We start from the raw sequence: 26,845 nt of genomic DNA, 5'->3' as shown, positions 1-26,845 counted from the left end.
TTTAAACAACCTGTTTGCAGTATGCAAACAGGTTGTTTTTATAATGGAGGAATGAAAATGAAAATTTTTGATGCTCATTGTGACGTGCTTCTTCAGTTATGGAGTGCACAAGGGAAAAGGAATTTTAACGATGATTCACAATTACATATTACATTTGAACAGTTAAAGAGAAGAAAAGGAAGTATACAATGTTTTGCTATATATGTACCAGAAACAGTGGCATATGAAAACCGATTTGAAGCAGCATTACAAATGGTAGATATTTTTTATAATGAAATTTTATCCCTACCAGGTGTAAAGTTTATTCAGACAAAAGATGATATTAACATGTTAAAACAGGACGAGGTTGGAGCGATATTAACACTAGAAGGATGCGAAGCAATTGGAAAAGAAGCAATGAAATTACGGTTGTTGTATCGCCTAGGAGTACGTTCTTTTGGACTAACATGGAATTATGCCAATCTCTTAGCTGATGGTGCGCTAGAGACACGTGGGGCGGGTTTAACGAATTTTGGTAAACAGGTTGTACAAGAACTGAATGCGCTACATGTATGGACTGATGTGTCTCATCTGAATGAAAGAAGTTTTTGGGATGTTATAGAGATTGCAAAAAATCCTATTGCTTCCCACTCAAATTGTATGAAACTTTGCGAGCACCCACGTAATTTAAACGATGAACAACTTAAAGCTCTTATAAAGAAAAATGGCATGATCGGTGTCACTTTTGTACCGCAGTTTCTAACGAATGAAAATGAAGCAAATATAACAGATATAGTAAGACATATCGAATATATTTGTTCATTAGGTGGAGAGTACAATATAGGATTTGGTTCAGATTTTGATGGGATTTTAGAAACAGTTGTAAATGTATCAGTTTATCGAGATTATGAAAATGTAATGAATGAGCTTTGTAAACACTATGCTGCATCTACTGTAGAACGATTTTTATATGATAATTTTGTAGAACATATGAGTTTTTAAGTTTTGGTTTAAAATTCAGAAAAATTAAAATTAATTCATTTGATTTTATTGCTTTTTTTAAGACCTAATACTAGAATGAAAAACAAAATAGCTTTATACTAAAGATTCAGGGAAATCAGAAGAGGCATAATTTGCGTCCGTTGTAGTTTATTTGCATAAAAAATGCTAAACTATTACTGTAAAAAAATACACTACAATGAATGCAGCCAAAAGGGGTGTAGGAGATGATTAGTCAACTTTCATGGAAAGTTGGAGGCCAACAAGGTGAAGGAATTGAAAGTACAGGAGAAATCTTCTGTATTGCATTAAACCGATTAGGATATTACCTATACGGTTACCGCCACTTCTCATCACGTATAAAAGGCGGCCATACAAATAATAAAATTCGTGTAAGTACAACAGAAGTACGCGCGATCTCAGATGATTTAGATATTTTAATTGCTTTTGACCAAGAAACAATTGATTTTAATTTCCACGAACTACGTCCAGGTGGAATTGTAGTTGCGGATGCGAAATTTAATCCAACAATACCCGACAATACAGATGTAAATCTATATGTGATACCGTTTACAGATATTGCTTCAGAATTAGGCACATCATTAATGAAAAACATGGTTGCTGTTGGAGCATCAAGTGCAGTATTAGGATTAGATGAAACAGCTTATTTAGATGTTGTTGAAGAAATCTTTGGTCGTAAAGGAGAGCAAGTCGTTCAAAAGAATATGGACGCAATTAAACGTGGCTCTCAATATATGAAAGAATTACTAGGTGAGAAAGTAAACATGATGCAGCTTGAAAAAGCTGATGGTCAAAAACGCATGTTTATGATTGGGAACGATGCAATCGCATTTGGTGCGGTAGCTGGTGGTGCTCGTTTTATGTCAGCATACCCAATCACACCTGCATCAGAAATTATGGAATACTTAATTAAAAAATTACCGAAAGTCGGCGGAACAGTAATCCAAACTGAGGATGAAATCGCAGCTTGTACAATGGCAATCGGTGCAAACTATGCTGGTGTTCGTACATTAACGGCATCTGCTGGTCCAGGTCTTTCATTAATGATGGAAGCAATCGGTTTAGCAGGTATTACAGAAACTCCATTAGTAATTGTTGATACACAACGTGGCGGCCCAAGTACAGGATTACCAACTAAGCAAGAACAGTCTGACTTAATGGCGATGATTTACGGTACGCATGGTGAAATTCCAAAAATCGTAATGGCGCCAAGTACAGTTGAAGAAGCTTTCTATGACATTGTAGAAGCATTTAACTTATCTGAAGAATATCAAGTTCCTGTTATTTTCTTAACAGATTTACAGCTTTCTTTAGGAAAACAAACAGTAGAACCACTTAAATTAGATAAAGTGGAAATTCGTCGTGGTAAGCTTGATTTAGAAGTAGAATTACCAGAACGTGAAAATAAAGCATACTTCAAGCGTTATGAAGTAACAGAAGACGGCGTTTCACCACGTGTTTTACCTGGTATGAAAAATGGTGTTCACCATGTTACAGGTGTAGAACATGATGAAACTGGAAAACCATCGGAATCAGCAATAAACCGTAAAGATCAAATGGACAAACGTTTCCGTAAAATGGAGAACTTGAAGTTTAATACCCCTGTTTATAAAAATGTTAAGCATGAAGAAGCAGACGTATTGCTTGTTGGATTTAACTCAACTCGTGGTGCGATCGAAGAAGCAATGACGCGTTTAGAACAAGAGGGTATGAAAGTAAACCATGCTCATGTGCGTTTAATTCACCCGTTCCCAACAGCTGAAATCGATCCACTTGTGAAAAAGGCGAAGCGTGTTGTAGTAGTAGAAAACAATGCAACAGGTCAGCTTGCTAACATTATGAAAATGAATCTTGGTAATGGTGAGAAAATTTCTAGTCTTTTAAAATATGATGGAAACCCATTCTTGCCGAAAGAGATTTACAACGAATGCAAAAAAGGGGTTGTATTAAATGGCAACATTTAAGGACTTTCGTAACAGTGTAAAGCCAAACTGGTGCCCAGGTTGCGGAGACTTCTCAGTGCAAGCTGCAATTCAACGTGCGGCAGCTAACGTTGGCCTAAATCCAGATGAACTTGCTGTTATTTCTGGTATCGGCTGTTCAGGCCGTATTTCAGGTTATATTAATTCATATGGTGTGCATAGTATTCATGGTCGTGCCCTTCCAATTGCGCAAGGTGTGAAAATGGCAAATCGTGATTTAACAGTTATCGCTTCAGGTGGTGACGGTGATGGATTTGCGATTGGTATGGGTCATACAATCCATTCTATTCGTCGTAATATCGACATTACGTACATCGTAATGGATAACCAAATTTACGGATTAACAAAAGGGCAAACTTCACCACGTAGTGAATCTGGATTTAAAACGAAAAGCACACCACAAGGTTCAATTGAACCATCACTAAATGTAATGGAAATGGCCTTAACAGCTGGTGCGACATTTGTGGCGCAAAGCTTTTCGAGTGATTTAAAAGAATTAACACAAATTATTGAAGCTGGTATTAACCATAAAGGATTTTCATTAATTAACGTATTTAGCCCATGTGTTACTTACAATAAAGTAAATACTTACGATTGGTTTAAAGAGAATTTAACGAAACTAAGCACAGTAGAGGGATATGATCCATCTAATCGCATGATGGCTATGCAAACTTTAATGGAAAATAACGGTTTAGTAACAGGGTTAATTTATCAAAATACTAAGCAACCATCATATCAAGAACTTGTTAAAGGCTATAGTGAAGAGCCTTTAGTGAAATCTGATTTAAATATGGATCAGAAAATGTTTGATGAGCTTGTTGCTGAATTTATGTAATGTAAGAAGAGGAGGTTGCCGATTTGGTAACCTTTTTTTATGTACAAAAATATAGGATAGTCTTATTTACTTAGAAAATTCAGAATGATAAAATAATATATAAATCGTTGTATGAAAATGGCAAGTTCATTGCTTATGAAATGTAAGATAATAAAGGGCCTCTTTATTGTTAAAATTGGCGAAATACATCATACTATGGTAATGTTTATAGGGATAAAGCAATATGCTTTTTGGTAGGACAACAAGAAATGATAAAAAGGGAATGTCTATTTGCGTGGGGAAGACTTCATTCTTATGAATGATTAGATTGATTACTCAAGTTTCAAAGGACAAGTTATCTCTCAAGCTATCTAACCATTTTTGAGGTGAGTCTAGGCGCATTAAAATGGACTATAGAGTATGTATAGTTAAGGGTGAAAGGAGATTACCAATGAACGAGCAACAACGATTAGCAAGTCAACAAGCAAATTCCTCTACGAAAAAAGAAGAGAAAGATTATAGTAAATACTTTGAAAGTGTATATCAACCACCTTCCTTAAAGGATGCGAAAAAGCGCGGGAAAGAAGAAGTTAAAATTGAACGGGATTTTGGCTTACCTGAAGAGTTTCGCAATTTTGGTACAGGAAGAAAGTTCTATATTCGTACATATGGTTGTCAAATGAATGAGCATGATACGGAAGTAATGGCAGGCATTTTCACCGCACTTGGATATGAACCAACTTTTTCAACTGAGGATGCAGATGTAGTTTTATTAAACACTTGTGCAATTCGTGAAAATGCTGAAAATAAGGTGTTTGGTGAGCTAGGCCATTTAAAGTCACTCAAACGAAGAAATCCAGACCTTTTAATTGGTGTATGTGGTTGTATGTCTCAAGAGGAATCTGTTGTAAATAAAATTATGCAAAAAAATCAGCATGTAGATATGGTATTTGGAACGCATAATATTCATAGATTACCGTACATTCTAAAAGATGCGATGTTCTCGAAAGAGACGGTAGTTGAAGTATGGTCAAAAGAAGGTGACGTAATTGAAAACCTTCCGAAAGTACGTCGTGGTGATATTAAAGCTTGGGTAAATATTATGTATGGCTGTGATAAATTCTGTACGTATTGTATTGTACCGTATACACGCGGAAAAGAGCGAAGTAGACGTCCAGAAGATATTATCCAAGAGATTCGTCATTTAGCTGCAAATGGTTATAAAGAAATTACTTTACTTGGTCAAAACGTAAATGCATATGGTAAAGACTTTGAAGATATAGAATACGGTCTTGGCGATTTAATGGACGAACTTCGTAAAGTTGATATTGCCCGTATTCGTTTTACAACGAGCCATCCACGTGATTTCGATGATCACTTAATTGAAGTGCTTGGCAAAGGTGGCAACCTAGTAGAACATATCCATTTACCAGTTCAATCTGGAAGTACGGATATGCTGAAAATTATGGCACGTAAATATTCGCGTGAGCATTATTTAGAACTTGTAAGAAAAATTAAAGAAGCAATTCCAGATGCAGTATTAACAACAGATATTATCGTTGGTTTTCCAAATGAAACAGATGAGCAATTTGAAGAAACGATGTCGTTATATCGTGAAGTAGGGTTTGATACTGCCTTTACATTCATTTACTCTCCTCGCGAAGGTACACCAGCTGCAAAAATGAAAGATAATGTACCGATGGAAGTAAAGAAAGAACGTCTTCAACGCTTAAATACACTAGTAAATACGTTGGCAATTGAAAAGAATAGTCGTTACAAAGGTCAAATTGTAGAAGTGTTAGTTGATGGGGAAAGTAAAAATAATCCGGAAGTACTTGCAGGTTATACTCGTACGAATAAACTTGTAAACTTCGTCGCTTCAAAATCTTTAATTGGTCAGCTTGTGAAAGTAAAAATAACGGAAGCAAAAACTTGGTCTCTTAACGGGGAATTAGTTGAAGAGCCGATTGAGGTGAAATAATAGATGAAAGTATATTCGAAAGATGACATTGTTGAACAAGCGAAAGAATTAGCAAAAATGATTTCTGAAACAGAAGAAGTTGATTTTTTTAAGAAAGCAGAGGCGCAAATTCATAAAAATGAAAATGTAAAGCGCGCAATCGATGAAATTAAAGCACTGCAAAAACAAGCAGTAAACTTGCAACATTACGGGAAATGGGAAGCTTTAAAAAAGGTAGAAGCTGAAATTGATGCATTGCAAGATAAGTTAGACAGTATTCCAGTCGTACAACAATTTAAATCTTCACAAACATACGTAAATGACTTATTACAGTTAGTTGCTAGTACAATTTCTAACAACGTAACAGATGAAATATTAATTTCAACTGGTGGCGATGTACTAAAGGGTGAAACTGGCGCAGCAGTAGAAAGTAAAAAAGGAAATTGTGGTTGTTAAAGAGATGTCATATTGACATCTCTTTTTTTGTGGATGAAACGTAAGGTCTTCTCAAAAAAAAGAATGACACATTCCGCTATTGTCACGCATATGATTAAGTGAATAGTGATTGAGGAGGGTTACGAATGTCCGAATTTAGAGAGATTATTACAAAAGCAGTGGTTGGAAAAGGACGTAAGTATACAAAGTCAACGCATACATGTGAATCGAATAATGAGCCAACAAGTATTTTAGGGTGCTGGGTAATTAACCACTCGTACGAAGCAAGAAAGAATGGAAAACATGTGGAAATTGAAGGTTTCTATGATGTGAACACTTGGTATTCATTTGATGGAAATACAAAGACTGAAGTTGTAACAGAACGTGTGAACTACACGGACGAAGTAAGTATTGGTTATCGTGATAAAAACTTTTCTGGTGACGATTTAGAAATTATTGCTCGTGTTATTCAGCCGCCAAATTGTTTAGAAGCACTTGTATCACCAAATGGTAATAAAATTGTTGTAACTGTAGAACGTGAATTTGTAACAGAAGTAGTTGGAGAAACGAAAATTTGTGTAAGTGTAAATCCTGAAGGTTGCGTAGAATCAGATGATGATTTCCAAATTGCTGATGATGAATTTGAAGAATTAGATCCGAACTTTATCGTTGATGCAGAAGAAGAGTAATAGAAAGCTAGGGAGAAGTTCTTCCTAGCTTTTTACTTTACATAAGTGGCGCTGAATGAACATGATTCTTTATGAAATATGTTATAATGAAGAAAGACTCCTGAAATAGGAGATAAGAGTGTCCGTGAAATGCGACATATATGAAAATAGATTATCATGTAAGAATTATGGAGGAAAAGTATGACTCAATATACGCCTATGATACAGCAATATTTAAAGGTTAAGGCAGATTATCAAGATGCCTTTTTATTTTTTCGCTTAGGCGATTTTTATGAAATGTTCTTTGAGGATGCTGTTAAAGCAGCCCATGAACTTGAAATTACATTAACGAGCCGAGATGGTGGTAGTAGTGAACGTATACCAATGTGCGGTGTACCATATCATGCGGCTAAAAACTATATTGAACAACTTGTTGAAAAAGGATATAAAGTAGCTGTTTGTGAGCAAGTAGAAGATCCGAAAACAGCTAAAGGTGTAGTACGTCGTGAAGTAGTACAATTAATTACGCCAGGAACGATGATGGAAGGGCGTACAATTGATGAGAAAGAAAACAACTTCTTAGCCGCATTAACACATTTTGAAGATGGATCATATGCATTAGCTTGTAACGACTTAACGACTGGACAAAATACAGTAACGTTACTGACTGGTTCAGTAGAAGATATTTTATTAGAAGTGTATGCAACTGGTTCGAAAGAAATTGTTGTTGATTCTTCATTTTCTAAAGATGAACTAAACAAGTTAACTGAAACATTGAAAATGACGATTTCGTATGAAGATGCAACGGCAATTCCGGAAGGATTAGAACATCTTGTGAAAAATGTTTCACAAGCAAAATTAATTAAAGCAGTTGGACGTTTATTTAACTATGTAATAAGAACGCAAAAACGTTCTTTAGATCATTTGCAACCAGTAGAAATTTATTATACGAATCAATTTATGAAAATTGATGTACATTCAAAGCGAAACTTAGAACTGACAGAAACACTTCGGACGAAAGAAAAAACAGGATCACTATTATGGTTATTGGACAAGACGAAAACAGCTATGGGTGGTCGTATGTTAAAACAGTGGATGGAACGTCCACTTATACAGAAAGAAAGAATTGAAGAGCGTTTAGAAATGGTTGAAACGTTTGTAAATGATTACTTCTTACGTGAAGATTTAAAAGAAAAGTTAAAAGAAGTATATGATTTAGAACGCTTAGCAGGAAAAGTTGCATTTGGTAACGTAAATGCAAGAGACTTATTACAATTAAGACGTTCATTACTTCAAGTGCCAGCTATTTTAGAAGCAATTAGTTTGTTAGATAACGCTTATGCATCGAGATTAATTCAAGGTGCAGATCCATGTGAAAGCTTAACAGAATTACTAGGAAGAAGTATTCAAGAAAACCCACCGCTTTCAATTAAAGATGGAGATATTATTAAAGATGGTTATAATGACAAGCTTGATCAATATCGTTACGTGAGTAAAAACGGGAAAACGTGGATTGCTGAGCTTGAAAAAAGAGAACGTGATATTACTGGAATTAAATCGTTAAAAATCGGATACAACCGTATTTTCGGTTACTACATTGAAGTAACGAAAGCGAATCTTGCAGCACTTCCAGAAGGTCGCTATGAACGTAAACAGACGCTTGCTAATGCTGAACGTTTTATTACAGATGAACTGAAAGAAAAAGAAACGTTAATTTTAGAAGCAGAAGAAAAAATTGTACAACTAGAATACGATTTATTTACAGCGCTTCGTGAAGAAGTAAAAGTATTTATTCCGAAATTACAACATTTAGCAAAAGTAATTAGTGAATTAGACGTACTGCAAAGTTTTGCGACAGTTAGTGAAGAAGAACAGTTTGTAAAACCTGTACTAACAACGAAGCGTGAAATCTTTATTAAAGATGGTCGTCATCCTGTCGTTGAAAAAGTATTGAACGGGAAATTGTATGTACCGAATGATTGTATTATGCCAGAGAAGATGGATGTCTTTTTAATTACAGGACCGAACATGTCTGGTAAAAGTACGTATATGAGACAATTAGCACTTGTAACTGTTATGTCGCAAATCGGTTGTTTCGTACCAGCAACAGAAGCAGTATTACCTGTATTTGATCAAATCTTTACGAGAATTGGTGCAGCGGATGATTTAATATCAGGTCAAAGTACATTTATGGTCGAAATGTTAGAAGCGAAAAATGCAATTGCAAACGCATCAGAAAGAAGTTTAATTTTATTCGATGAAATTGGACGAGGTACATCTACCTATGATGGTATGGCACTTGCACAAGCAATCATTGAACATATTCATGACCAAATTGGTGCAAAAACGTTATTCTCTACGCATTATCATGAATTGACTGTGTTAGAAGAGAGTTTAGATCAACTGAAAAATGTACACGTTTCAGCAATTGAAGAGAATGGAAAAGTAGTATTCCTTCATAAAATTCAAGACGGGGCAGCTGATAAAAGTTACGGAATTCACGTTGCGCAACTTGCAGAGCTTCCAGATAGCTTAATCGCCCGCGCGAAAGAAGTGTTAGCACAGCTAGAAGGACAGGAAGAAATTATTATTCCAAAACGAGTAGAAGTGAAAGTACAAGAAGCTGCTCCAGAACCTGTAGTTGTAAAAGAGGAAATAGCAGAAATACAGGAAACGAAAGTAGAGACTGAAGAAGAATCGCAACTATCTTTCTTTGGAGGAGAACAGTCTTCGAAGAAACAAGACAAACCTCTGCTAGATCAAAAAGAAACAGCAGTATTGGCGCAAATTAAAAAAATCGATTTACTTGATATGACACCTTTAGAAGCGATGAACGAATTGTATCGCTTACAGAAAAAGTTAAAGAAAGGATGAGTAAGTAGATGGGGAAAATTCGCAAACTCGATGACCAACTCTCTAACTTAATTGCGGCAGGGGAAGTAGTAGAGCGCCCTGCTTCAGTCGTAAAAGAACTTGTGGAAAATTCTATCGATGCGAATAGTACATCTATTGAAATCCACTTAGAAGAAGCTGGGTTATCGAAAATTCGTATCATTGATAACGGTGATGGTATTGCAGAAGAAGACTGTATCGTCGCTTTTGAACGCCATGCGACGAGTAAAATTAAAGATGAAAACGATCTGTTTCGCATAAGAACACTCGGTTTCCGCGGTGAGGCATTGCCGAGTATTGCCTCTGTTAGTGAATTAGAATTAATTACTAGCACAGGTGATGCGCCTGGTACACACCTCATAATTAAAGGTGGAGACATTATAAAACAAGAGAAAACTGCGAGCCGAAAAGGAACAGATATTACAGTACAAAACTTATTCTTTAATACACCAGCGCGTCTTAAATATATGAAAACCATTCATACGGAGCTCGGGAATATTACAGATATCGTGTATCGTATTGCAATGTCACATCCAGAAGTATCGTTAAAACTGTTTCATAATGAAAAGAAATTGCTTCATACATCAGGTAACGGTGATGTAAGACAAGTACTTGCATCGATTTACAGTATTCAAGTTGCGAAGAAGCTTGTTCCAATTGAAGCTGAATCTTTAGACTTTACAATTAAAGGCTATGTAACATTACCAGAAGTAACGAGAGCATCTCGTAATTATATGTCAACGATCGTAAATGGTCGTTACGTTCGAAACTTTGTACTAATGAAAGCAATTCAGCAAGGCTACCATACATTACTGCCAGTTGGCCGGTATCCAATTGGCTTCTTATCGATTGAAATGGATCCAATGCTAGTTGACGTTAACGTACATCCAGCGAAGTTAGAGGTTCGTTTTAGTAAAGAACAAGAATTGCTAAAGCTGATCGAAGAAACATTGCAAGCTGCATTTAAAAAAATACAGCTCATTCCAGATGCAGGCGTAACAACGAAGAAAAAAGAAAAAGACGAAAGTGTGCAAGAACAGTTCCAGTTTGAGCATGCGAAGCCGAAAGAACCATCTATGCCGGACATTGTTTTACCAACTGGCATGGATGCAAAACAAGAAGAACCGCAGGCTGTGAAACAGCCACCACAACTGTGGCAACCGCCGAAACAAGAATGGCAACCACCACAGTCGCTCATAAGAGAAGAACAAAGTTGGCAACCATCCACTAAACCGATAATCGAAGAACCAATTCAAGAAGAGAAATCGTGGGATAGTAATGAAGAGGATTTTGAACTAGAGGAATTAGAAGAAGAAGTTCGGGAAATAAAAGAGATTGAAATGAACGGGAATGACTTACCACCGCTTTATCCAATTGGACAAATGCATGGAACATATATTTTCGCTCAAAATGATAAAGGCTTATATATGATTGACCAGCATGCCGCGCAGGAACGTATTAATTATGAATACTTCCGTGATAAAGTAGGAAGGGTAGCGCAAGAAGTACAAGAGTTACTTGTACCGTACCGTATTGATCTATCTCTTACTGAATTTTTACGTGTCGAAGAACAGTTAGAAGAACTAAAAAAAGTTGGGCTATTTTTAGAACAATTCGGCCATCAATCCTTTATCGTCCGCTCGCATCCAACATGGTTCCCGAAAGGACAAGAAACAGAAATTATCGATGAAATGATGGAGCAAGTTGTCAAACTAAAAAAAGTGGATATTAAAAAGTTACGTGAAGAAGCAGCCATCATGATGAGCTGTAAAGCATCCATTAAAGCGAATCAATATTTAACGAACGATCAAATATTTGCCTTACTGGAAGAATTACGTACAACAACAAACCCATACACATGCCCACACGGAAGACCGATTCTTGTGCATCATTCTACTTATGAGTTGGAGAAGATGTTTAAGAGGGTTATGTAGAGTGAATAAATTATATTTCAAAAGGGAGCAACATTTACTGTTGCTCCCTTTTCATATGTAGATTTAATAGTTAAACGAGAATATGGTGGAGTAATTTTACCGTTTATTTCTTGGTTGTGTTAGCTTAAATTTATCTATGTATAAAAAAGCGCTGTATACAGCACTTTTTAAAATGTGCATGAATTGTATCATTACTAACTAAATAACTATGCATGGTTGAATGTTGCTTCTTATTTAGCTAATTGTTATAAAGATCTATACAATTACTTATTTTTATTATTATTAATTTTTTCAGTGTATAGAACTTGCTCTTTATAGTGCTTCTTAATTGGGAAGTTATGTGTACCTGTGCCGTTCTTGAATTTTTTATCAATGGGGTTCTTTAGAGGAACTGTTGTAGTTTCAGTAAATTCATATGGGTAATTTATTTTAGATTTATCTTCAAACATGAAAATGCCTCCTTTTAGGAACTCCTAAATTCTTTACTATAACATGATATGCATATAGATATTTTTTGGACTAGTTATTTATATAGGTTAATGGAATTTAATTACATAACTACTGAAACATTTTAAAGGAAAACAATTTGAGAAAGAAATGGTATGAATAGCTGTTGGCTCCTATTGTTGTTTTTTTTGTTTGACAGCACAGTTAATTATGTATATAAATTCAATATAGATTGTTTTTGTAATATGGTTTATATGGGATTTTCTTGATAATATAATGTGGAATATTATAGTGTTATTAGGTTATTAGGAACATTTAATGCTGTTTCATAACTGAAAGGTAATTGAAAAAAAACTGAAACTTTTCTCATAAAAATTCAATCTAACTTGAAAAATGAAAGGAAAATGAAATTTTCCAAAAGATATTCTTTGTTAAGATAAAAAGCATACATACAAAAAGTATTGACATATCTTAAAAATGTATTTTCGAGATATAGTGGGGGAAAAGATGAGATTAGAAAAACAATTAATAAAAAAGATGTATTATGAAACATTCCTAATGGAGAATGAAACAAAACCAACTCTTGACGTACTTGGACAAGCTTATGTAAACGAAGAAAAAAATGAGATTTCTGATGGGTCTTATATTCGTTTTGCACAAGGTGAATTTTATTATCGTCATCAAGATTTTGAAGCAGCTATTTTTAAATGGGAGAAGGTTAGTAATGAATTAGCACCATGGGCACAAAAAAATATTGCGGATGCTTATTTCGAACTGAATCAGTTATCATTTGCTGAAAATATTTATACTTCTATTACTACTGATAATAAAATATTGATGACCGAAATTAGACTACAATTACTTTCTCTTTACATTGAGCAAAATAATTTTGACTCAGCTTTCGGTGTTATTAAAGAAGCAGTTTCTTTAAATCCTGATTATCCGAATGTCACAAAAATTGCCCGTTCCTTTTATGAGGAACAGCAAGATTTTGATAGTGCAGTAGAGCTTGCTGTGAATGAGTTAATTCGCATAGAATCGTATCCTTGGTTTGAGGTGTTAAAAGGATATATCGATAAAGGGTTTACTAAACATATTTCACCAGACTATTTTTATGATGCATTAGCTACATTAAATAATGTAGATCAAGTACAATTTACGCAAATGGTTTCATCACTCTGGAACAGTTATAAAAATGAAAAAAATTACTTATTGTGGCTTAACACAATAAATGAATTTTTCTTACATATTGAAATACATTCGTCCGATATATGGAACAAAGTTTCTGCTCTTTACGAAGAAACGTACTTTGCATTAATTCAAGGTCAATATACGCTTAGACAATTAAACGATATCATACCAAATCTGTTAGCAAATTGGTTAAAGGTAGTCAATCCATCTTATGCTGTATTTCCATCTGCAGCTGTATTGGCATGGGATGAGATTTTCCCTTCCAAAATAGATTCAGCAAATATAGAACATGCGGAAAACTTACTGTCACATTCTATTAATCATGTAAATGGCTTAGAGTACAGCTTACACCTTTTTGAATCTATTACACAGTGGGCACAAAAGCAGAATATAGAAATAGGTCACCGATTTAAATGGTTAGTTGACGAGCTCGCAGATTTAAGAACAAATCGTATTTTAGTAACGGGAACTTCAGGGAACGGAAAAACTACATTTATTAACTCTATATTAGGAGAAAATATATTAGAAAAATCAATTTCAAATGTAGTAGTTTTAAAAAATGATGCTCATATAGAAATAAACGCTATAACAGACTCAGCAATTACAACAACGGAAGATGTCTCTGATTACCATAATATGATGTCTCAGCACCATCAAACATATAGAGATAGAGCGTGTGTTGAATTTAAATTACCATGCAGATTTTTAAATGAAAATAAACTTACATTTGTAGTGACACCTGGCTTTAATAGGAATAACGACACTAGAGATGAGATATTCGAATATTTAAATTCTGTAGACGAATTACTGTTCGTATTGAATGCGGATTCACCTTTTACTGATAAAGAACGTGACATTCTATTAAGTATTCAAGAACATACGCCAAATTTACAAATTCATTTCTTATTAAATAAAATCGATAACATTTACAGTGAAGCAGAAGTGAAAAGGGTATTACATGATACGGCAACGAGAATAAACACATATTTCCCGTATGCGAGAATTTTCCCTTATTCCTCGTTATATACAAGTAGTCAACAATTAAATGATTTAACTGAGTTTATTCATTTTAACTTTAATCATAAAAATATCGATGCAGAACGTACTGAAAAGTTATTATTTTTCATTCGAAAAACAATTACATATCTTTTGGATAAACGTGTTGAGAAAGAAAATAATCTGGTGGATGCTATTAATTGGAATGAAGATATGCTAGTGAAACTAAACGGTAGCATTAATAACCTTACTACATTTGAGAGGGAAAAAATTCATTTCATTACACAATCATATCGTTCAATGAAGACTGAAATTACAAATGATCTTACTGAAAATATTCCGAAGATATTAAAGAGCTGTTCTAATTTAATTAGTGAAGAAAGTGATTTCGGGCACATGGATACGGAACTAAATAAAGCAATGAATGAAAGAGTGCATAAATATTTAGAACAAACTGTGTTACCTAATCTGGCTCTTTCTATGCAAAATTGGATTGCAACTTCTAATAATGAGCTTCTTCAAAGTCAAACGTATTTAGAAGAACTTAGTGAAGGGCTTAATTCACTATTTGGAGAAAATAGAATACAGTTAGAATGTGACTTTAAAGTGCTTGATGACTGGCGCAGAGATACTGACAGGATGACGACTAGAATACAAATGGATGAAGTAAATATTTTACGTCGATTTACGCCAGCACAATTTTTACTGAAAAGTGCCGGTAAATTATTTGGAGTTCTTCCTAAAAATAAATCTATGCTATATAACAAATACAAACAGTATGTAGAAAATGAAGATTATACTGAAGTAACGGCTTCTATTATGAAGAAATTTTTCTTGCAATTTGAGCTATTTGAAAACACACAAGAGCGAGATATTAATATATTCTTTAGGAATCCATTTAACTCTTTAAAGCAAGCTGTAGAAAACACGCATTTAGAAATACAAGAAAAACAAGAGATATTACATAAGATGAAATCAAATCCTGAAATCTATCATGATTCTATCATGCTCTTTGAATTGAGATTGCGTCAATGTGAAGTAATTTTAAATATAGGTAATGATAATACCTATACGGATGTAGCTTTAGAAACAAGCGTAGAATAAAAGTAAAAGGGAGCAACTGTAATAAGTTGCTCCTTTTTCATATATAGATTATTTTTCTGTTTCTTTAATTTTAGTTTGTACTTCACCAGTTTTAATCTTATTACTTTCTGAGAAGCGTAATAAATCGCCTTCAATAATTTTGTCAGACATTCGTAATTCATTTTGGGCACGTTTAATGAGGGTTTGAGCTTCTTTTTTTGGTAAATCTACAATTTCACCTGTTATACGGTCGTAGAAAGTGTTGTTTTTGTATGCATACTTATCTGTAACGAAGCTACCATCACGTAAAACAACAAAGCCAGTATATTCATCTGAAAACATATCATGGCCAAAACGAATATCATTCGTAGTATCAATCCCAAGTAAATTTAGAATAGTAGGTTTTATATCAATTTGTCCTGTAGGCTTTGAAATCGTTTCACCTTCTGTTTGGCCAGGCATATGAATATATAAAGGTGTACGTTGTAAATTCAGAGTATCAAATTCTGTTATTTGATCTTTTTCTAAAAACTGTGCCATTGCACGATTATGTTTTTCAGAAATGCCATAATGATCACCATATAAAACAATAATAGAATCATCATACATTCCCTCAGCTTTTAAACGCTCAATAAATTTTTTAATGGATTCGTCTAAGTAACGTGCTGTTACGATGTAACGATCAAATACGCCATTACCAGAGTTGTATGGTTCAATGAATTTTGTATCTTCATCATACGTAAATGGATAATGGTTTGTTAAAGTAAGGAAACGAGCATAGAATGGTTGATTAACAGTTTTTAATATATCTACTGATTGATCAAAGTATTCGATATCTTTTAATCCCCAATTTAAATTTGTTTCTGGTGTAATTTTGTAATCAAGCTCATTATAGTAACGATCATAACCAAGAGCAGAGTACATGATATTACGATTCCAAAATGTTGCGTTATTCGCATGAAATACAGAAGTGAAATAACCTTGCTGACGTAAAATTTCTGGAGTTGCAGTATAATCATTGTTACCGTGTGTAAAGAATACAGCTCCTCGATTTAATGGATACAACGACGTATCGATTAGAAATTCAGAATCAGATGTTTTCCCTTGACCAGTTTGATGGAAAAAGTTATCAAAGTAATAACTTTCATTTATGAATTCATTTAGGAATGGTGTAACTTCTTGCCCGTTCACTGATGCGCCTATTAAGAAGGTCTGCAAGGATTCAAGAGTGACGACAATTACGTTTTTTCCTTTCGCTGCACCAAACATATTAGGGTTTGGCTCGCTTTGATTTGCTTTTACGTAGTTTTCAGTTTCTTGTAATTTACTACTATCAGCAAGTGCTTTTTGTGACCCAGCTTTTACTTGCAGTGTTAAGTCATATACTTGGTGAGTATATAAGCCTAAATTTTTGACAAGCATGACTCGGTCGAATGATCTTGTTAATAATTCAGGGCGCTCTTTTTCTGCAAGATGTAGATTCGCAAAGAATACACCAATCGTTAAAAGAAAGTATAACAAGCGCGTAGAATGAGTTACACGTTCTGTTTTAAAGACCAATGATTTCTTTTTTAATAAAATAAAGAAGAAAACAATGTCTACGAATGCGAGTATAATTTTGTAGTTTAATATTTCTATAATACTGCCGCCTAATTGGCCGAAGTTTGAGGTTTGTCCAAGTACTGGTAATGTAACGAAATCACTATAAAAATCATAGAACATTACATTTCCAACAAGCACGATTGTTAATAAGAAATTAATACAGAGCGCTATATAATTTCGCTTTTCACCAGTTGCAAATAATGCTAATCCAACAAATGCTAATGATGCGGCTAGAGGGCTAATAAACAAAATGAGCTCTTGCGTTGAAGACTCGATTTTTAAATCAAAACTGAATCGCGTAATAAGATATGTTTTTAACCATACCGCTAAAGCCATTATTATAACAAAACTTATATTTTGCATTTGTAAATTTATTTTGTTCTTCATTTTTACACCTTCTTTATATAATTTATTTAACTAAAGTTATATATTATGTTTTTATAACTATTAGAGTGTAATGAACCATTTAGACTTTGTTTTCTAAAGGGAATAATTTGAAGTATTCATATATATACAATGGGGATTTTTAAAGCGTAGTAGCATAAATATAACTCTTTTTGAGAAACGGGCAGAACAAGTCATAGTTGTAGTGAAATTGACTTATAGACATCCTACCATATTAAACACTATGATGATGTTACAAAATATCGAACAAATAAAAGTGAAAATGGATAGAGACTTTTAAAACTGTTGACATTCAATTTATTAGAATTGAATGTCAATCGTTTTAAATATACAGTTATATTACATATGTATTTTGTAAAATCCCGATTTTTTGTCGGTTAATTATTAGCAGGGAAGGATAGGGGGTTTATTAATATAATTTTACTATATGTAAGTAAAGTGTTTTGAAATTGAAAATATTTGACTGACATTTTAATGATAGAAATTAAATGTCAGATAAGTACTTTCCAACATACAGACCACTTGCAGCTGCTTGAGATAATGAATGCGTAACGCCTGAACAATCTCCAATTAAAAATAGCCCATGTATACTAGTTTCAAAATGATTATTAATTTTTATCGTAGGAGCATAGAACTTTCCATCAATTCCATATAGTAAAGTATGTTGATCAATAGGTTCTTGTATAAATTGTTCTAAACGTAATAAAAATTCTTTGAGCCCTTCAATATATAATTGAGGAATTTCTTGATTCAAATCTCCATAATCCCCCTGTAGTGTAGGCTGTATACGGCTATGTTCCATGCTGTTTTCCGCCGTAGGTTGTTTCTTTAGTAAGTCCTCTAAGCGCTGTATAACAATCCGATCTCGTCCTTGGTTAATGCCTTTAATAATTGAACTTGCGTATACATTTGCTTCTTTGAGAGTTGGAAAATAGCTAGGAATAAATAAAGTGAAATTTAAATTAGAAGTGCCAGTTCCTTGCTCTCGAAAATTTTGACCGTCAGGCATAACTAAACCTTCTTCGTACTTTCGAATGATGCGTCCTTTTGGATTCATACAGTAAGTAGTTGCTGTGAAATGCTCACCTTGATAAGAAAGTTTTGTTTCAAAAGTATCTTTTAATATAGAACGTAATTGATGTTCTTTCATTTCTACTCTAATTCCTAAATCTACACGTGTTTGCTCCTGAGAAATATTTAGGGAACTGCACATTTCTTTTAACCAATCGGCCCCAGAGCGCCCAGTTGCAAATACTAGTTGCTTAGTTTGAACTGTTCCTTGATTTGTATCTATTGTAAAATGATCTTCCTGTTTCAGAATATGTTGTACATCTATATGAAATTGAATCTTTATTTTCGTCAGTAAAAATTCATAGAGCTGCTGAAAAATGTTACTGGAAAGTGTAGTACCAAGATGTCTTACTTCTGTTGTTAGCATTTGTAAACCACACGCTTCAGCTCTCTTAGTGAGACTTGAATTTTCAGTAGAATATTTTGAAACCGAACTTCCACCAAACTGACATAGAATTTCATCTACTTCAGCCATGAGTTGTAAAAAAACCTCTTTACCGACTTTTTTCTCAAGTTCTCCGCCAAATCCGTTTGTATAATTAAATTTCCCTTCAGATTTGCCTAAACCACCAAACCCGAAATATTTATCACATGTAGTACAATTACACACTTTTCCTTCGTCTAAAGGACAATGGCGATCTTCTAGCGCTTTACCTTTATCAAGAATTAAAACTTTTTTGTTACTTTTAGCTAGTGAATAAGCCATAAAAATGCTACTTACTCCAGCGCCGATAATCGTAACATCATACATATTCTTCCACCTGCTAACGAATAGTTTGTTTTTTATTTTTCTAGTGTATAACAATTTTATGAAGTTAAGAAATAGCTTTTATTAATAAAGTGGGAGTTTTTGAACTTGATGCTTTATTAATTTCTACGAGTGGTGGAGTAAATACAAAAATTTTTATTTGAAAGAAGAAACAGTTTAAAAAATAACTATGTCATATGATTAATAACATCTTACATAGAAAAAAACAGACCTTTTAAGTGAAGAGGTCTGTTAATGATTTTAAATCTTATTTAGCAAACACATGATTACCAATTACTGCTACTGTTTGACGTGTCGTAATCCACTTGTCCGTTGATGTTTTTGGATTGTAGAAATAAATCCAGTCTGAATCTACTCCATTTGTGGAGATAGCCTCTTCTACAGCCATTTTTGCTTCTGCACTTGCAGGTTTATTAATTCTTCCATCTGTAACAGGAGTAAATGCATATCCGTATTTAATAGGTTCATAAATAACGCCTGTTATTGTATTTGGAAAACCTTTTGCATTTACACGATTTAGTATAACTTTGGCTACTGCTACTTTTCCTTTATAGGATTCGCCACCTGCTTCAGCGGTAACTAAGCGTGCCATTAAGTCTTTTTCTTTTTGTGAAATACTTGAGTTGATTTTTAAATGTTGTCCTGTATAAAGCTTGTTTCCGACTGTATTGTTCATTTGTTTTATAGATTGGACAGTGACATTGTAACGCTTTGCTATCGTTTCTAATGAATCTCCCGGTTGTACTTGATAAATAATTTGTTCAGAAATGTTCGCAGGCTTGGCATTTTGAGGAACAGTGATTTCATTTGATTTCACGGACCCTGGAATATGTAACTGTTCGCCAATAAAGGTTTTATCGTTTCCTTTATTATTAGCCTGTTTAATGGATTGTATTGAAACTCCGTATTGTTTACTAATGCCCCAAAGTGTATCGTTCTTTTTTACTGTATGAATGGTAGAAGCTTCAGCTGTACTTTGACTACATACGAATGTAATTGCGGCCGCAGATAAAGGAATTATATGTTTTATTTTTAGTAATTTCATTGTAAATCCTCCTAAGAAAAAATTAAGGTGAAACGATTAAGTAATGTAGTTTGAAATGTGTATATGCGTAATATATTAATGTAAGTATATTAGCACATATAAAATAAATAATCACTATAAGTTTCATATTCGTTTAGTGTAGAGTCAGAATATGAAATATTGCATATGAAAATACATTGAAGTTCATATTTCTGATTACTATAATCTATTTAGTAGAAAGGGAATACGTTATAGAATTAATCATTATAGATTAATATAATGATTAATAATTATTAATAGGAGGATTGATGTAATGAAAATATTTCAAAAAATGTGTGCGTCAACTGTAATCATTACAACACTTTTAGGAACAGGAGGCACTATCAATAGTGTATATGCTGATTCTATAGAACAGCAGAGTAAATTAGGGATAGAACAAGAAACAGATAAGCAAATCATTGTAAAATTGTAACTACTCAGCTTCTTCAAATAAAAAAACAGGCCAAATACATGTTTCCGATTCGAAAACATGAAAAGAAAATACTCCAATCAGAGAAAGAATCTATGCCAAATAGAGAAATTCTCTTATGAAGTCGTGTTATTCCAAGGAACCGTTCTAGTTTCTATGACTTGGTTTATCGCTTGTAAGACCGATTGTTTTTGTTTTTTCATGGTACTCATAAAGCTTCGTATCTGACAAAAAGATTCTGCGCCTTTCTTACTTCGGAAAGTCCCAGACACTTTCTGTTTTACTTTCGTCATCCGAATATCCCGTTCTGCTTGATTGTTATCAAATGGAATGGCTGGATGTTCTAAAAACCCTAGAATTCTGTCAGAATACTTGACGAAGCGATTCCATAAATTTTGAGAAGGCGTCTGCTTTCCTTTCTTCTTTTGTTTCGTGGAAAGAATCTGTTGTTCTTTCAATATGGATTGATACATAATAAACAGATTCTTTTGCGTCGCTTTTGGCATGGTACCTTCGGATTGCTTTTTCATCGTCAACGCTTGCGTTAGAAATTTCTGCATCTGTTGTGCCCATTGTTCTCCAGTACTATCTATAATTCCTTGTAAATCTCGTAAGAGATGGGCATTACATAAAACGTGACGACAATCTGTATACGCATCATACGATTTCCAACCATCATGCATCGCAATTCCAGAAAAAGATGGCAAGATTTCTCCAGCATCCATTGCTTCTTTTCCACGTTTTTGATGAATATGTTGCAATGTCACCTCCGGTGTACTGGCAGTATGTAACCATTGTGTTTTGTTTTCTACACGCATACCAGTTTCATCAAAATGGACAACAGGAGACTGCAGAATCTTTTCCTTTACTTCTTTTATGAATGGCTGCAATTGAGAAGCGAAAGCCTGTGTATGATTTACCAGGGTTCCTTCGCTTATAGAATGTCCAAAACAATCCTGAAAGAATTCTTTTGTTCGCTTCAAAGAAATGCATTGATAATGCGTTAAATAGGGAATCAGTCTTTTTATATTTGGACCATATTGAACAGGACGAGATACTGTCGAAGGAAATTGGGCTTCTTGGATAGAATGGCAATGTGGGCATTCTTTCTGTTCTACTTTATGTTCTGTCACTTCGATCTGAATAGGTGGTAAGTCATACACTTGGCGAATGCGATACCCTTTTACAGGCTCGTGGTTCAAGGAAGTATGACAACAAGTACAATATGTAGGAGAATGTGTAATCGTATGATCTGGAGTCGCTGTCAAACCAAGAGTATGTCCCTTGTGGCCCAACTGGCCACCCGTTTGACGATGAGACGGTTTGCGCAAACTTTTTGTAACGGGCTTACCCAAACCATCTGTAGAAGGTGGCTTATGACTATTTTTGGAGTTTTTTTTTGAAGCATTTTCTAGTTCTTGTATACGTTTTTCTAACTTAGAAAATGTTTCTTCAAATAAAGAAATAACAGCTTCAGGTCCTTTTTTATATGTATCTAAAATAATTTTTCGATCGACCATAAGATTCACCTCCCCTGTTTGATATACTCAGTATTTACAAATGGGAGGCATATGAAACTAGTAAAATTTAAAAAAGACACCGAAAGGTGGCTGAGTAGTTACGTAAAATTTAAAGCGGATTTGGATTTGCCATATGAAGATGGTATTGAAAAACAAATACAATCTCAAACGAATGATAAAATAATAAAAGATCTTTTGACAGAATATCCAGATGTAACATTTACTCGTTTATTCACATCTGTAAGCCCGGAACAAATACAAGACCTTGAAGTGAAAGCACCTAATCATGTATCTACAAGTCTATTAAACTACTATATTCTTCAAAATCAAAATAGTGGGTATGAAGAAGAAATAGTAGATAAGTTAAAGGCATCTTCTTTAATAGAAGATGCGTATATGAAGAAACAAGAGAAAATAATGCCACCTGAAGTGCAATCATCAAGTGTAGCTCTTAATCCTAATAACAATCCTAGATTTAAAAAACAAGGTTATCTTGAAGCAGCCCCATACGGTATTAATGCGCCTTTCGCCTGGGGAATTCAAGGCGGTAATGGAAATGGTATTACTTTTGTTGATATGGAATACGGATGGCTATTAAATCATGAGGATTTATTACATCAAAATATTGAATTAATGTCTGGAAGAAATATAGATCAGCATGTCGGTCATGGGACGTCTGTACTAGGAATTGTATCCTCTGAGGACAATGAAGTCGGGAATATTGGGATTGCGCCAAAAGCGAAAGCAAAGGTTATCTCTCAAATAAGAGATAACGGACAGTATAATACGGCTGATGCAATATTAAGCGCTGTAAATCAGTTAGAAGCTGGGGATGTTTTATTATTAGAGGCGCAAGCATCCTTTGGTGGATATGGTGATAAATATTTACCTGTTGAAGTACAACCAGATATTTTTGATGCAATTCGTGCTGGTACAGATAAAGGGATTGTAATTATAGAGGCTGGAGCAAATGGGTGGAATGATTTAGACCAGTTCAAAGATAGAAAAGGTAAGCAAGTCTTAAATCGTAATAGTAAAGATTTTAAAGATTCGGGTGCAATTATGGTAGGCGCTGGCTCTTCATCTTTCCCTCATGAACGTATGTGGTTTTCGAATTATGGAAGCCGTATTGATGTGTACGGATGGGGAGAAAATGTAGATACAACTACAGCTGAACAAAGTAGAAGTGCTGTAAATCTATATACTTCAAGCTTTAGCGGAACATCTAGTGCCTCGCCAATTATTGCTGGGGCAGCGACTTTAGTACAAAGCATTGCTAAAGAAAATTTAGGACAACCATATAGACCTAGTGAACTAAGAGCAATATTAAGCAACCAGAGCACAGGAACAAAATCTAAAGATCCATATGCAGATAAAATTGGTGTTTTACCAGATTTGAAGTCTATACTAGTAAACTTAGGCTATGAACAAAGAAAACCAAACGGTGGGAATGAATTACAAGTAACAGAAAATGAACCAAATAATGAGCCTAGACAGGCAAATAAAGTTAACTTTCATACACCGGTGAAAGGAATGCTACATAATAGTGATAGAGTAGATGTATTTACTTTCCAAATTGACTCGCCGGAAAATATTAATATTTCTCTACTAAATGAACAAAATATCGGAATGACATGGGTACTTCATCATGAATCAGATTTAAATAACTATGTAGCATATGGTGAAAATGAAGGCAATGTAGTTAAAGGAACTTATAATGCAAAGCCAGGTAAATATTATTTATACGTCTATAAATATGAGAATACAGATGGTTCATACGTATTGAACATAAAATAAGTAAAAGGAACTTCAGATGAAGTTCCTTTAAATTTTTCTAATTTAGTATATGTGAATGATTTTTTAACTTTACTTCTATGCAATATTTCATATTGATGAAATGTTATTTATTTTTTCTGAACTAGCTTATATTATATTCAATAAGTTTGATATAAAAACAGAAAAAGAGAGGGATAATAATGAGCAATAAGAAGTTAATTTTGAAATTATTCATATGTAGTACAATATTTATCACATTTGTATTTGCTTTACATGATAAGCAAGTAGTTGCAGCTAGCTCTGTTAATGAGCTTGAAAATTGGTCGAAATGGATGCAACCTATACCTGATAATATCCCGTTAGCACGAATTTCAATTCCAGGAACACACGATAGTGGGACGTTCAAGTTGCAAAATCCGATTAAGCAAGTATGGGGAATGACGCAAGAATATGATTTTCGCTATCAAATGGACCATGGAGCTCGCATTTTTGATATAAGAGGACGTTTAACAGATGATAATACGATAGTTCTTCATCATGGGCCATTATATCTTTATGTAACACTGCATGAATTCATAAACGAAGCGAAACAATTTTTAAGAGATAACCCGAGTGAAACGATTATTATGTCTTTAAAAAAAGAGTATGAGGATATGAAAGGGGCAGAAGATTCATTTAGTAGTACGTTTGAAAAAAATTATTTTGTTGATCCTATCTTTTTAAAAACAGAAGGAAATATAAAACTTGGAGATGCTCGTGGGAAAATTGTACTACTAAAAAGATATAGTGGTAGTAATGAATCTGGAGGATATAATAATTTTTATTGGCCAGATAATGAGACGTTTACCACAACTGTAAATCAAAATGTAAATGTAACAGTACAAGATAAATATAAAGTGAGTTATGATGAGAAAGTAAAATCTATTAAAGATACAATGAATGAAACGATGAACAATAGCGAGGATTTAAATCATCTATATATAAATTTTACAAGCTTGTCTTCTGGTGGTACAGCATGGAATAGTCCATATTACTATGCCTCTTATATAAATCCTGAAATTGCAAACCATATAAAACAAAAGAATCCTGCGAGAGTAGGCTGGGTAATTCAAGACTACATAAATGAAAAGTGGTCACCATTATTGTATCAAGAAGTTATAAGAGCGAATAAGTCATTAATAAAAGAATAAAGATGATGAGAGTGAGAAGCGATAAAATATATCGCTTCTTATTTCTTTTCCAATAACCAACAATATAAATTGTACTTTTATAATAGAAAAAAATAAAAACATAAGATATAATCATACACATAAAATTTGTACCTATAAATTTTATGTGTATGATTGAATTTGATTTGTTGTAATGAAATGGAGGTATATACTATGAAGTTTCCACATGATTTTTTATTCGGAGCTGCTTCAGCTTCTTATCAAGTAGAAGGTGCATGGAATGAAGATGGAAAAGGTGTTACGAATTGGGACGAGTTTTCAAAAATTCCTGGCAAAACATACAATGGAACAAATGGTGATGTAGCTGTTGATCATTATCATCGATATAAGGAAGATGTTCGCTTAATGGCTGAGATGGGATTAGAATCGTATCGTTTTTCTATTTCTTGGGCGAGAATATTGCCGACTGGAGATGGAAAGGTAAATGAAAAAGGGATTGAATTTTATAACAACTTAATTGATGAATGTTTAAAATACGGGATTGTGCCGTTTGTCACTTTATATCATTGGGATTTACCATTACCGTTAGAAAAAGATGGTGGATGGACGAATAAAAGAACAGCAGAGGCTTTCGTAAAATATGCAGAAACTTGTTTTAAGGCATTTGGTGACAGAGTTAAGCATTGGATTACTTTTAATGAGACCGTAATGTTTTGTGGATTAGGTTATTTAAAAGGTGCACATCCACCAGGAATACAAAATGATGTTCCAAAGTATTTTCAAGCGACTCATTATGTATTTTATGCACACGCGAAAACAGTTGCGGTGTACAAGCAGCTGAAACAATATGGTGAGATTGGGATTACACATGTTTTCTTACCAGCTTATAGTGTGGATGATCAAAAAGAAAATATACAAGCAGCAAATCATGCGAATGAATATGAAACGTATTGGTATTATGATCCAATTTTAAAAGGCGAGTATCCGTCTTATGTTGTACAACAATTAAAGGAAAAAGGATGGACTCCTAATTGGACGGTTGAAGAATTAGAAATCATTAAACAAAATGCAGAAGAAAATGATTTTATTGGCTTGAATTATTATCAACCAATACGAGTAGAAAGATACGATATGGATATAAAGAGTGAGGAACATTCTCGAGAAAACTCAACGCTTGCTCCAGGTAACCCTTCTTTTGATGGTTTTTATCGAACAGTTAAAATGGATGATAAAACATATACAAAATGGGGATGGGAAATATCTCCCGAAGGTTTCTTAGAGGGATTGCATATGTTGAAAGCGCGTTACGGTGACATAAAGATGTATGTAACGGAAAATGGACTTGGTGATGAAGATCCAATCATTGACGGAGAAATTGTAGATGTTCCGAGAATTAAATTTATTGAAGCGCATTTAAAAGTAATGAAGCGTGCAATTGAAGAGGGAATTAACTTAAAAGGTTATTATGCATGGTCAGTGATTGATCTTTTAAGTTGGTTAAATGGATATAAAAAGCAATATGGCTTTATTTTTGTCGATCATAATGATAACTTAAAACGTAAGAAGAAACTTTCGTTTCATTGGTATAAACGTGTGGTCGAAACGAGAGGGGAAGAGTTATAACAGATAAAAGCGTATT

Annotated in this window: 18 protein-coding genes; 13 read left to right on the top strand and 5 right to left on the bottom strand. The window is 34.0% G+C overall.

The features are described from left to right. The first annotated feature begins 57 nt into the window (after positions 1-57). From AC3WVZ_RS17410 to mutL, 8 genes are all read left to right on the top strand, one after another. Positions 58-981, top strand: a complete 924-nt coding sequence (locus tag AC3WVZ_RS17410; RefSeq protein WP_000688045.1) for a dipeptidase — start codon at positions 58-60, stop codon at positions 979-981. A 224-nt stretch (positions 982-1,205) separates the two neighbouring features. Next, complete coding sequence (locus AC3WVZ_RS17405) at positions 1,206-2,963, top strand: 2-oxoacid:acceptor oxidoreductase subunit alpha (RefSeq protein WP_142408144.1); 1,758 nt, start codon at positions 1,206-1,208, stop codon at positions 2,961-2,963. Next, positions 2,950-3,816 carry a 2-oxoacid:ferredoxin oxidoreductase subunit beta gene (locus AC3WVZ_RS17400; RefSeq protein WP_233935204.1) on the top strand — a complete coding sequence of 289 codons (867 nt, stop codon included), beginning with the start codon at positions 2,950-2,952 and terminating at the stop codon, positions 3,814-3,816. Before AC3WVZ_RS17405 ends, AC3WVZ_RS17400 begins: the two co-directional genes overlap by 14 nt. 430 nt (positions 3,817-4,246) lie before the next feature. Beyond that, positions 4,247-5,776, top strand: coding sequence for a tRNA (N6-isopentenyl adenosine(37)-C2)-methylthiotransferase MiaB (gene miaB / locus AC3WVZ_RS17395; protein WP_001005386.1), 1,530 nt, complete (start codon positions 4,247-4,249; stop codon positions 5,774-5,776). A 3-nt stretch (positions 5,777-5,779) separates the two neighbouring features. Further along, positions 5,780-6,211 (top strand): YlbF/YmcA family competence regulator, encoded by a 432-nt coding sequence (locus tag AC3WVZ_RS17390; protein WP_000870461.1) that lies wholly within the window; start codon positions 5,780-5,782, stop codon positions 6,209-6,211. 125 nt (positions 6,212-6,336) lie between these two features. Next, on the top strand, positions 6,337-6,879 hold the full coding sequence (cotE, locus tag AC3WVZ_RS17385; protein ID WP_001288799.1) for an outer spore coat protein CotE: 543 nt from the start codon (positions 6,337-6,339) through the stop codon (positions 6,877-6,879). Between the two features lie 180 nt (positions 6,880-7,059). Beyond that, the gene (gene mutS / locus AC3WVZ_RS17380; RefSeq protein ID WP_000196021.1) at positions 7,060-9,732 is read left to right on the top strand and encodes a DNA mismatch repair protein MutS; all 2,673 of its coding nucleotides are present in this window, start codon (positions 7,060-7,062) and stop codon (positions 9,730-9,732) included. 8 nt (positions 9,733-9,740) lie between these two features. Continuing rightward, positions 9,741-11,684 carry a DNA mismatch repair endonuclease MutL gene (gene mutL / locus AC3WVZ_RS17375; protein WP_000516465.1) on the top strand — a complete coding sequence of 648 codons (1,944 nt, stop codon included), beginning with the start codon at positions 9,741-9,743 and terminating at the stop codon, positions 11,682-11,684. Positions 11,685-11,947: 263 nt separating this feature from the next. On the opposite strand, the gene AC3WVZ_RS17370 is transcribed toward mutL, so the two are convergent. Beyond that, entirely contained in the window at positions 11,948-12,133 is a 186-nt protein-coding gene (locus tag AC3WVZ_RS17370) for a hypothetical protein (protein ID WP_000461138.1), read from the bottom strand. 505 nt (positions 12,134-12,638) lie between these two features. Between AC3WVZ_RS17370 and AC3WVZ_RS17365 the strand changes: the two genes are divergently transcribed. Further along, positions 12,639-15,422, top strand: coding sequence for a dynamin family protein (locus AC3WVZ_RS17365; RefSeq protein WP_001235309.1), 2,784 nt, complete (start codon positions 12,639-12,641; stop codon positions 15,420-15,422). Between the two features lie 48 nt (positions 15,423-15,470). On the opposite strand, the gene AC3WVZ_RS17360 is transcribed toward AC3WVZ_RS17365, so the two are convergent. The 3 genes from AC3WVZ_RS17360 to AC3WVZ_RS17350 all read right to left on the bottom strand — a co-directional run bounded on the left by AC3WVZ_RS17360 (position 15,471) and on the right by AC3WVZ_RS17350 (position 20,293). Beyond that, the gene (locus tag AC3WVZ_RS17360; RefSeq protein WP_000791031.1) at positions 15,471-17,390 is read right to left on the bottom strand and encodes an LTA synthase family protein; all 1,920 of its coding nucleotides are present in this window, start codon (positions 17,388-17,390) and stop codon (positions 15,471-15,473) included. Between the two features lie 502 nt (positions 17,391-17,892). Further along, a complete protein-coding gene (locus tag AC3WVZ_RS17355; RefSeq protein ID WP_000272407.1) occupies positions 17,893-19,230 on the bottom strand; it encodes an NAD(P)/FAD-dependent oxidoreductase in 1,338 nt (445 codons plus the stop codon). A 265-nt stretch (positions 19,231-19,495) separates the two neighbouring features. Then, positions 19,496-20,293, bottom strand: a complete 798-nt coding sequence (locus AC3WVZ_RS17350; protein ID WP_233935203.1) for a cell wall hydrolase — start codon at positions 20,291-20,293, stop codon at positions 19,496-19,498. Positions 20,294-20,585: 292 nt separating this feature from the next. Here AC3WVZ_RS17350 and AC3WVZ_RS17345 point away from each other — a divergent pair, with 292 nt between their 5' ends. Further along, a complete protein-coding gene (locus AC3WVZ_RS17345; RefSeq protein WP_233935202.1) occupies positions 20,586-20,744 on the top strand; it encodes a hypothetical protein in 159 nt (52 codons plus the stop codon). A 113-nt stretch (positions 20,745-20,857) separates the two neighbouring features. Here AC3WVZ_RS17345 and tnpC read toward each other — a convergent pair whose 3' ends face one another. Next, positions 20,858-22,261, bottom strand: a complete 1,404-nt coding sequence (tnpC, locus tag AC3WVZ_RS17340; protein WP_233935200.1) for an IS66 family transposase — start codon at positions 22,259-22,261, stop codon at positions 20,858-20,860. Between tnpC and AC3WVZ_RS17335 the strand changes: the two genes are divergently transcribed. The 3 genes from AC3WVZ_RS17335 (at position 22,253) to AC3WVZ_RS17325 (ending at position 26,829) form a co-directional block, all read left to right on the top strand. Then, positions 22,253-24,058 (top strand): S8 family peptidase, encoded by a 1,806-nt coding sequence (locus AC3WVZ_RS17335; protein ID WP_425594310.1) that lies wholly within the window; start codon positions 22,253-22,255, stop codon positions 24,056-24,058. The two genes, tnpC and AC3WVZ_RS17335, sit on opposite strands and share 9 nt — an antisense overlap. Before the next feature lie 179 nt (positions 24,059-24,237). Next, positions 24,238-25,227 (top strand): phosphatidylinositol diacylglycerol-lyase, encoded by a 990-nt coding sequence (gene plcA, locus AC3WVZ_RS17330; RefSeq protein WP_000066288.1) that lies wholly within the window; start codon positions 24,238-24,240, stop codon positions 25,225-25,227. Positions 25,228-25,419: 192 nt separating this feature from the next. Next, positions 25,420-26,829 (top strand): glycoside hydrolase family 1 protein, encoded by a 1,410-nt coding sequence (locus tag AC3WVZ_RS17325; RefSeq protein ID WP_000671629.1) that lies wholly within the window; start codon positions 25,420-25,422, stop codon positions 26,827-26,829. The last annotated feature ends 16 nt before the right edge of the window (positions 26,830-26,845 follow it).

This window comes from Bacillus sp. CPT56D-587-MTF (genome assembly GCF_058792335.1).
This window is presented reverse-complemented; position numbering and strand designations above follow the sequence as displayed.